The following is an 8,523-nucleotide window of genomic DNA, read 5'->3' on the forward strand; positions in this document are numbered from 1 at the left end:
TATGAAAATTAACCTAAATAATAAGATATGAGTATAAATTTTTAAAGTTCTAATATAATACCTGTTTATAAATCATAATTATTCTTAAGAATAGAAATGTTGAATATATCGCTCAAAGATGAAATATTTTTAAAATCTATATAATATAATTTATTATACCAGAATTTTAAAATTTAAATCTATAAGATAGTAAAAATCATTATTAATTAAACATAAATATAAAAAATCTACATAAAGTAAATACAACTGAAAGGGATGCTATTTAAAGCATCCCTTTTATATAATTAAAAACTTAAATTTTATTTAGTTCTCTGACTGTTAAATCCATTTTAGGATATGGTATTGTAATTCCTTCTTCATCAAATCTAACTTTAACCTCTTCTAATAAATCCAGGTAAATTGTCCAATAGTCTTCTGTCTTACACCAAGCCCTAATTGCAAATTTAATTGCATTATCTCCATGTTCAACTATTCCTATAAATGGTTCTGGTTCATTTATTATTAATTTATGTTTGTTTACAATTTCTTTTAAGACTCTTCTAACATGTAATATATCATCTTCATATCCTACACTAAAAACCAAATCAACCCTTCTAGTATTTTTTGCAGAATAATTTATCAAACTATCATTTGATACAGAACCATTTGGTATAAGTATCTGTTTATTATCTGGAGTAGCTAATTGTGTATAAAAAAGACCTATTTGCTCAACTGTTCCTCCATGACCTGCTGCTTCTATGTAATCTCCTACTTTAAATGGTCTAATCAGAAGTATAATAAATCCTCCAGCAAAATTTGATAAACTACCTTGCAGTGCCAAACCTATCGCTACCCCTGCTGAAGCTATTACAGCAGCAAAACTAGATAAACTCATACCCCAGTATTCAAGAACAACTATTATAACAGCAACTTTAAGTACACTTAAAAGAAGAGATTTCAAAAACTTTCTTAACGTTAAATCAACATCTCTTTTACCAAGAACTGTCATGACATGGTTTACAATTTTTTTTATTATTTTAAATCCAATGGAAAGTATAAGTAGACCTATTATAAGTTTTACTCCACTTGTAGTTGCCCATTCCAAAAGGCTTTCCATCAAACCGCCCATGTCCATTTTATTAATATCTAGATTATTTAAATCTAACTTACTTATATCATCTATTTTTGTTGTATCCATAGAAAAAACTCCTTACTTTATATTTTAGAACCAATATTATAGTTTAAAGTTCTTATTTTTCTATTTAATATGATACAATATCATTTAATCATAGTAAACAAGATTTATATTCCAGTTAGCTCTTTTTTCTAAATCCAAACCCTCTATTATTTACAGAACTTTATGCTAAGTCACTCCGAAAATGCTACTTAGTTTTAAAATCATCATTTTTTACACCAATATGAGATGCTATTATAGTTATAATACTTAATACTATAAATACAATAAATCCTCTTTTGTATCCATCAACTGTATTGTAGAAATTTATTTGTAAAGATATAGCTATGATTAAATTAATAATACCGCTTCCTATAAATTCAAAAGTATTAATAACACTAGTTGCTAATCCAGAATAAATCTCTTTATTCTTATATTTAGCATCATTAAATACTTGTAAATGTGACATGACTATACACCCCATTATAAAAAATGCTACTGGTAAAAACATTATTGGTGGTTTTACTTTGAAAACAATTACAATTATTATCCATATAAATAAGTCTATCATTGCACCATACTTTATTATGTTAAACTTGCTAGACTTTATTTTTGCAAACACAAAATCCATAATTATTGAACCAAATATAAATCCATATGTAAAAAATGATACTATAAATGCAGAAAAACTCTTGCTAACTCCATAAACGTCCATTATGTATCTTACTCCCCAAAGACTTGTAAATGCACTTGTTAAACCTACAAAAGAAAACATTATTATTGAATTATACCATGTTGACTTATTGACTATAACAGACTTAACCCCTTCAATAATACTAATTTTTTCTGATTCTTCATAAATATCAACATTTACATTAAATCCATATTCTCTTGGTGTATCTCTAACAATAATATACATACAACATCCAATTAAAATACCTATTATACCTATTAATAAAAATGAATTTCTCCAACCAATAAATTCAGATAAAAATACTAGCGGAAAAGTAGCAAGAACTCCTCCCACATTTCCAACAAATGAGAACTTAGCTGTTGCAGAAGCAAACTCTGATTTATCAAACCATCTACCTTGAATTTTTAAGATACAAAGTAGTATTACTGAGGTTCCTGCTCCTACAATTATACGAGAAATATATGCTAATTCTATATTTTGTATTAATCCAAATAATATAGAACCTACACTCGCTGTTATTATTCCAATACTACTAATCTTTCTTGCTCCATATTTATCAATTAATATACCTGCTGGTATTTGCATAAGTGCATATGAGTAAAGGCAAAATGATGCTATATTTGATATTTGTATAGAATTAAAGCCTAACTCTTTTGCTAAATTATCTGAGACAACAGCAGTTGACATCCTTAAAAATAAGACTAAAATAAATGAAAATGTAATTATGCCCCAAACACTCCATTTAGTCTTTGTATAACTTTTCATATTTTCTCCCTCAAATCCATGTAGTTTTAGCTTTTATTACTCTGTTTGTAGACTTTCTATTTGCAGTATTTGCTTATAATAATTTTGTAATTATTTATCAAAATTTTTAGCATTCATTTCTATTATATAATACACATACACATTTAACCATATATAAGAATTTATTTCTGTTTACATAATACTCAATTGGTTACTTATTAAAGTAAACAAGAGCCATCTTTTAGGATAACTCTAAAAGATAGCTCTTTATAAAAATATCTATTCTAAATTTAAATTTCTATCTAGTATATATTTTGTAGCAATAAATAATATTACTAAAAGTATAATACTACCAAGTATAGCAAACATAAAATGAGAGCTTTGATATAAATGATAAATCATATTAGTATTTTCTCTTGGTAAAAATCTTTCAATTGTATTACCAACAGTTGATATTATCATATTTATAATTATAAAAGAAACAAATGCGGATACATTTCTATGTTTATTAAATCTTGGTAATTGCCCCATTGAAATTGCTGTGTATAGCAATAAAATGAATGAAGTATATGAAATAAGCATTGTTAATAATAACAAGAAAATATCTAAAAAGTTTTCAAATCCCAATTTAAAAACATTATTAAAAAAATCTAAAATCTCAGCAAATTCAATTCCAGAAGCACTAAAAAACATTAGTACTGAAAATGTAACTACTGCAACTATAAAACTAAGTACCGCATATATAAGTGCTGTTATACATTTGGATAATATAAGCGAACTAGTACTAACAGGAAGAGTAAACATTAAATATCCTTCATCTCCCAAAAGATTTTTTCTAAATCTTTGAATTGTAACTACAATAGTTAAAACACCTAGTGCCATAAAAAGACTTGTAAGAACAAGTATTCCTATTCCTTGTATTTGGAATATATCAATCTTCATAAATATTCCATTTAATATAGCCACTACTATTATAGCTATATATAATGGTATAAACGTTCTTCCACTTGCCTTTAACTCATATTTTAATAGTTTTCCTAACATTTGAATTCCTCCCTAAATAATGCATCTATAGATTTACCTTTTTCCTCTCTTATTGCTTCAACATCTCCTTGTAATACTATCTCACCTTTAGATATAAATATTACTTCATCACATATATTCTCTATCTCACTTATTAAATGAGTTGCAATCAACAAAGTACTATCCTCAGAATAGTTTTTTAGTATAGTCTTAAGTATATATGACCTTGCAGCTGGGTCAACACCTCCAATAGGTTCATCTAAAATGTATATATTTGCTTTTCTTGACATGACTAGAATAAGTTGTACTTTTTCTTTAGTTCCTTTAGACATTGTTTTTAATTTTTCATTTACATCAATATCTAAACTCTTAATCATTTCATTTGCTCTTCTAACATCAAAATCACTATAAAAATCATAGAAAAATTTAAGTAAGTCTGATACCTTCATCCAGTCGTTTAAATAAGTTCTTTCTGGTAAGTATGATACTATTTTTTTTGTTTCTATAGATGGCTTCATTCCATTTATCATAATTTCACCATCATCAGGTTGTAACAATCCATTCATCAATTTAATCATTGTACTTTTACCACTTCCATTAGGACCTAACAAGCCAACTATTTTTCCTTTTGGTATATTCAATTCAACATTCTTTAAAACTTTTTTAGTTCCATAGCTTTTATTTACACCTTTAAATTCAACTATGTCATTTTGAGAAACATTATTTATATTTTTATCCATTTTATAATTCCCCTTTCAAATTTTCTGTTATAAGTTTTAACATTTCATCTTTGTCATATCCAAGTTTTACTAAAGTTTCTTTTAACGTATTTATTTCAACATTGGCTATTTCCTCTTTCATAGCTTTTATTTTTTCCTTATCATCTGTTACAAATCTTCCTTTTGTTCTTTGGCTATAAACTAATCCTTGTCTTTCCAGTTCTGTTAAAGCTTTTTGCATTGTATTTGGATTAACTTCAGCATCCTCTGCAAGTGCTCTTACTGTTTCTAATTTAGAACCTATTTTTATTTCCCCTGAAACTATTTTTAACTTTAGATGTTCTACTAATTGTATATATATAGGTTTGTTATTATCAAGTTCCCATTCCATATTCATGCCTCCTTATTGTGTTATTATATTATTGTATTAATAACCTAATACAATAATATAATAACACAGCTCATATGTCAACTATTTTTAGATAAAATTATAAATATCTACAAGCTTTTTCATTTAAATATAGTTTTTATAAAAAATAGCATTTTAAAACCTATTATTAAATCTCAAAATCTTCAGGTCTGAATAGGTATAATACAAGAAATTTCCTTAATCACTATGTTTTTGATATTTCATTTGGTATTTATTTTTCTCTTGTCTGGTTTAGAGATTTTCATTCAAGGCTACCAAATTTTATGTGAATCTATAAGAATATATGAAGTGAAAAAATAGAATTGTATTTTCAGGTCTTGGTAGCCTTTATTATAATTATGTTCACATGCTATTACTTTTTTATCCTTTTAGCAAATTTTTCCTTAGCAAAATCGTATGACTCTTGTATCATTACTTTTAATTCTTTAAATGTTTTTTCTGAAGGATTTAAGACACATACCCATCCCATCCATGCGTAAACAGGATGAGGCATAATTGTATCCATTTTTTTAAAATCAAAGTCCATTTTCACAATTTGCCCAGCCTCTGGACGCTTTGGAATATAATCGAACATTTTAATAAATGTTTCCTTTTTCAAACATACATTCACACGATAAACATTACTTCGGTTGAGTGATGAACTTTTGTCATTTTCACCATCTTTTTCTTTGATAGTAAGAACATATACTCCTTTCTTTAAAATACCATTAGGATTATAAAATATACCTCTTTCCCCCCAATTGTCTGTTAAAACAACATCATCTAAATTTGATACACAGTAATTGAATATATCCTCAGCTTTCATATTAAATATCTTATCCTTTCTGTAATATTTATATTGCTTTCAACATGATAATATCCTATCATATAATAGTGACAATAATTGTCACTATTATAAAAAAAGGAGTAGAAAAATGTCAAAGGCTGAGCGCTTAATTGAATTGATAATAACTATAAATGCAAAAAGAAATTTTACCTTGAGAGAATTGTCTGAAGAATTTTGTGTATCAAAACGAACAATACTTAGGGATTTACAAGCTTTAGAAAGCATGGGATTCCCTCTATATTCAGAAACAGGAGCAACAGGTGGTTATCATATGTTAAAAGAACGTATACTACCACCAATTACCTTTTCAGAAAGTGAAGCAAAAGCAATATTTTTTGCCTATCAATCGTTAGCTTTTTATCGTGATTTGCCATTTGAACAAGAGAGAGTCTCTGTATTAAAGAAGTTTTTAAATTGTCTACCAGCAGATGTACAGCATAATATTACTCAAATACAAAATAAAATTGTATTCTGGACACCAGATAGACATTGCTCTTCTCCTTTGTTGAAAGAACTATTTAACATAATTACAAATAATTCTGCTCTTACAGTTCAATATTCATCAAATAAAAACCAAAGTATCCGAACTATTATCCCTGTTGGTTTATATGCAATGAATGGTCTTTGGTACTGTCCAGCGTATTGCTTAAAGTCAAAATCTATCCGTGAATTTCGTGTAGACAGAATTGAAAAGATTGTAAATATAGAAAATATAACAAGTTCAAAATACAGTATTCCAAATTCAATACATGAATATCTTGAAAATTTAGAAGTTGCTAAAGATTATCATATTAAAATTCAACTAACATATATAGGAGTAAAACGCTGTGAGACAGAGTTTCTATTAGCAAAAGGATTGACTATTTTTCCTAATGGTGGCTACATAGATATGTATATCTCAAAAACAACACTAAACTGGGTAGCTGAATATTTCTTGTCATTTGGAAAAGAGGCCACAGTACTAGAACCAGTTGAGCTTAAAACATTGATAAAATCAAAAGTTCAAGAGTTATACAATCATTACTGCAAAATAAATACTGAAATGTAATTTCAATAGATGCCACCAATAGATACTACATTCTAGTGTTTTAGTTAATCTATATGAGGTAAGACTATATTTATATTTGTTAATGTTTACATATTTCAATAAATAGATGTATAAAAATCCACATAAAAAATGAACACTAGATTAGAGTTCATTTTTAATATAACTTATTTATTTTTTATAAAGTAAATTAATTATTCTTTTGCTGAAGTGTATGCAATCAATTTTTCAAATTCTTCAATTGGCATTGGTTTTCCAAATAGATATCCTTGTGCCATATCACATTTGACTTCCTTCAATAGTTTAAACTGTGCTTCTGTCTCTACACCTTCAGATATTACTTTCATCCCCAATTCCTTTGCCATCTCTACAACTTTAGTAACAATTATTTTACTTCTCTTACTATTATATGTTTCCATGATAAATTTTTGGTCAAGTTTTAAGATATCCATAGGAATTTCTTTTAACATATTTAATGATGAATACCCTGAACCAAAATCATCCATAGATATTAAAAAGCCTATATCTTTTAAATTATTCATTATATCAATTAAAATATCAAAATTATCAAATATAATACTCTCAGTTAATTCAAGTTCTATATATTTTGCAGGTATATTGTACTTATCAATTATATTTTTATAGGTTTCTATAAAATTATTGCAATATAAATGGATTCTTGAGACATTAACTGAAATAGTTACTGGGTTTATACCTGCATCAATCCATTTTCTAAGCTGTATACAAACTTCTTCTAATACATATAAATCTAAATTTATTATAAAACCATTTTTTTCAAAAAATGGTATAAACTCACTTGGAGGAATTAATCCCTTATCACGATTTTTCCATCGTACAAGTGCTTCCGAACCTTGTATTTCTCCTGTATTTAGTTCTATTTTAGGTTGCAAATACACTATGAACTCTTTATTTTCTAAGCTTGAGAACATTGTATTTTCCATCTCTTTTTCTTTTATTTCTTGATCATGAATCTTGTTATCATAAAATGCATATGAACTTTTATGTCCTCCTTTTGCCATTTTATGAGGTATATTAGCTCTATCTATTATTGGGTTGATATCTTTATCTTCTGGAAGTATAAAGTATATTCCACAGCTTAAAACTAATTTATATTTTTCTTCTTGATTATTATTAAATAAATCCAATTCTTTAAATATACATTCTAATCTATTTATTATATCTTCTTCTTCTCTATATTTCATAATTATTGTGAAATTATCAGCAGATATCCTTGCAAATATTTCTTCTTCAAATATATTATGTTTAATAATATTTGTTAAACTACATAAAATTTTATTTCCCACTTCATATCCGAACAAATCATTTATATACTTAAATTTATCAATATCTATATATAATAACGCATATTTCTCTTGAGTGTTTTTGCTTAATATTTTTTTAGCATCAATTACAAATTTATCCATAGTACTTGCTCCTGTAAGACCATCTGTATACACTATATTTTGTAATTTAACTCTTAAACTTAATTTATCATATACTATATAAAAAATAAGTACTAGACATATTATCGTCATAGTAAATATTATCTGCAATGCATAGTAGCTAATAAATTGTTTATTAAATAAGTTGAATTCAAAGTTATTTATGGAGTTATTTTTATAAAGCTTATGTAAAGAATAAACTGGTGTTGTATATTTAACTTGTAAAATTATACAAATAAATAAAAAAACCATTAATTTTTTTTGTAATTTCCTCATAAAAATTTCCTCCCATTAAAGCACCTCTATTTGATTATAAACCACTAGCAAATAAACACATTCCAAAAGTTTCCATTTCTTGTAAAATGGATAGTTTATATTTACTTTAAAATTTGTGAAATTTTGTTATACTATATATATAGAATATGT

At 26.3% G+C, this 8,523-nt stretch carries 8 protein-coding genes; 1 reads left to right on the forward strand and 7 read right to left on the reverse strand.

Annotation, left to right across the window (positions count from 1 at the left end):
* Nucleotides 1–292: 292 nt before the first annotated feature.
* From KGF41_RS12485 to KGF41_RS12510, 6 genes are all read right to left on the reverse strand, one after another.
* Nucleotides 293–1,177, reverse strand: a complete 885-nt coding sequence (locus KGF41_RS12485; RefSeq protein WP_227829742.1) for a mechanosensitive ion channel family protein — start codon at nt 1,175–1,177, stop codon at nt 293–295.
* 184 nt (nt 1,178–1,361) lie between these two features.
* Entirely contained in the window at nt 1,362–2,612 is a 1,251-nt protein-coding gene (locus tag KGF41_RS12490; RefSeq protein WP_227829743.1) for an MFS transporter, read from the reverse strand.
* Nucleotides 2,613–2,870: 258 nt separating this feature from the next.
* Complete coding sequence (locus KGF41_RS12495) at nt 2,871–3,635, reverse strand: ABC transporter permease (RefSeq protein WP_227829744.1); 765 nt, start codon at nt 3,633–3,635, stop codon at nt 2,871–2,873.
* Nucleotides 3,629–4,354: an ABC transporter ATP-binding protein gene (locus KGF41_RS12500; RefSeq protein WP_227829745.1), complete on the reverse strand. Its 726-nt coding sequence runs from the start codon at nt 4,352–4,354 to the stop codon at nt 3,629–3,631. The genes KGF41_RS12495 and KGF41_RS12500 overlap by 7 nt, the downstream gene beginning before the upstream one ends.
* 1 nt (nt 4,355) lies before the next feature.
* Nucleotides 4,356–4,724, reverse strand: coding sequence for a GntR family transcriptional regulator (locus KGF41_RS12505; protein ID WP_227829746.1), 369 nt, complete (start codon nt 4,722–4,724; stop codon nt 4,356–4,358).
* 391 nt (nt 4,725–5,115) lie between these two features.
* Nucleotides 5,116–5,568, reverse strand: a complete 453-nt coding sequence (locus KGF41_RS12510) for a DUF6194 family protein (RefSeq protein ID WP_227841390.1) — start codon at nt 5,566–5,568, stop codon at nt 5,116–5,118.
* A gap of 109 nt (nt 5,569–5,677) precedes the next feature.
* On the opposite strand from KGF41_RS12510, the gene KGF41_RS12515 reads away from it, so the two are divergent.
* The gene (locus tag KGF41_RS12515) at nt 5,678–6,637 is read left to right on the forward strand and encodes a helix-turn-helix transcriptional regulator (RefSeq protein WP_227856704.1); all 960 of its coding nucleotides are present in this window, start codon (nt 5,678–5,680) and stop codon (nt 6,635–6,637) included.
* Nucleotides 6,638–6,828: 191 nt separating this feature from the next.
* On the opposite strand, the gene KGF41_RS12520 is transcribed toward KGF41_RS12515, so the two are convergent.
* Nucleotides 6,829–8,373, reverse strand: a complete 1,545-nt coding sequence (locus tag KGF41_RS12520) for a bifunctional diguanylate cyclase/phosphodiesterase (RefSeq protein WP_227856705.1) — start codon at nt 8,371–8,373, stop codon at nt 6,829–6,831.
* Between the last annotated feature and the right edge of the window lie 150 nt (nt 8,374–8,523).

Source organism: Clostridioides sp. ZZV14-6150, from assembly GCF_020657875.1.
Taxonomy (GTDB): Bacteria; Bacillota; Clostridia; order Peptostreptococcales; family Peptostreptococcaceae; genus Clostridioides.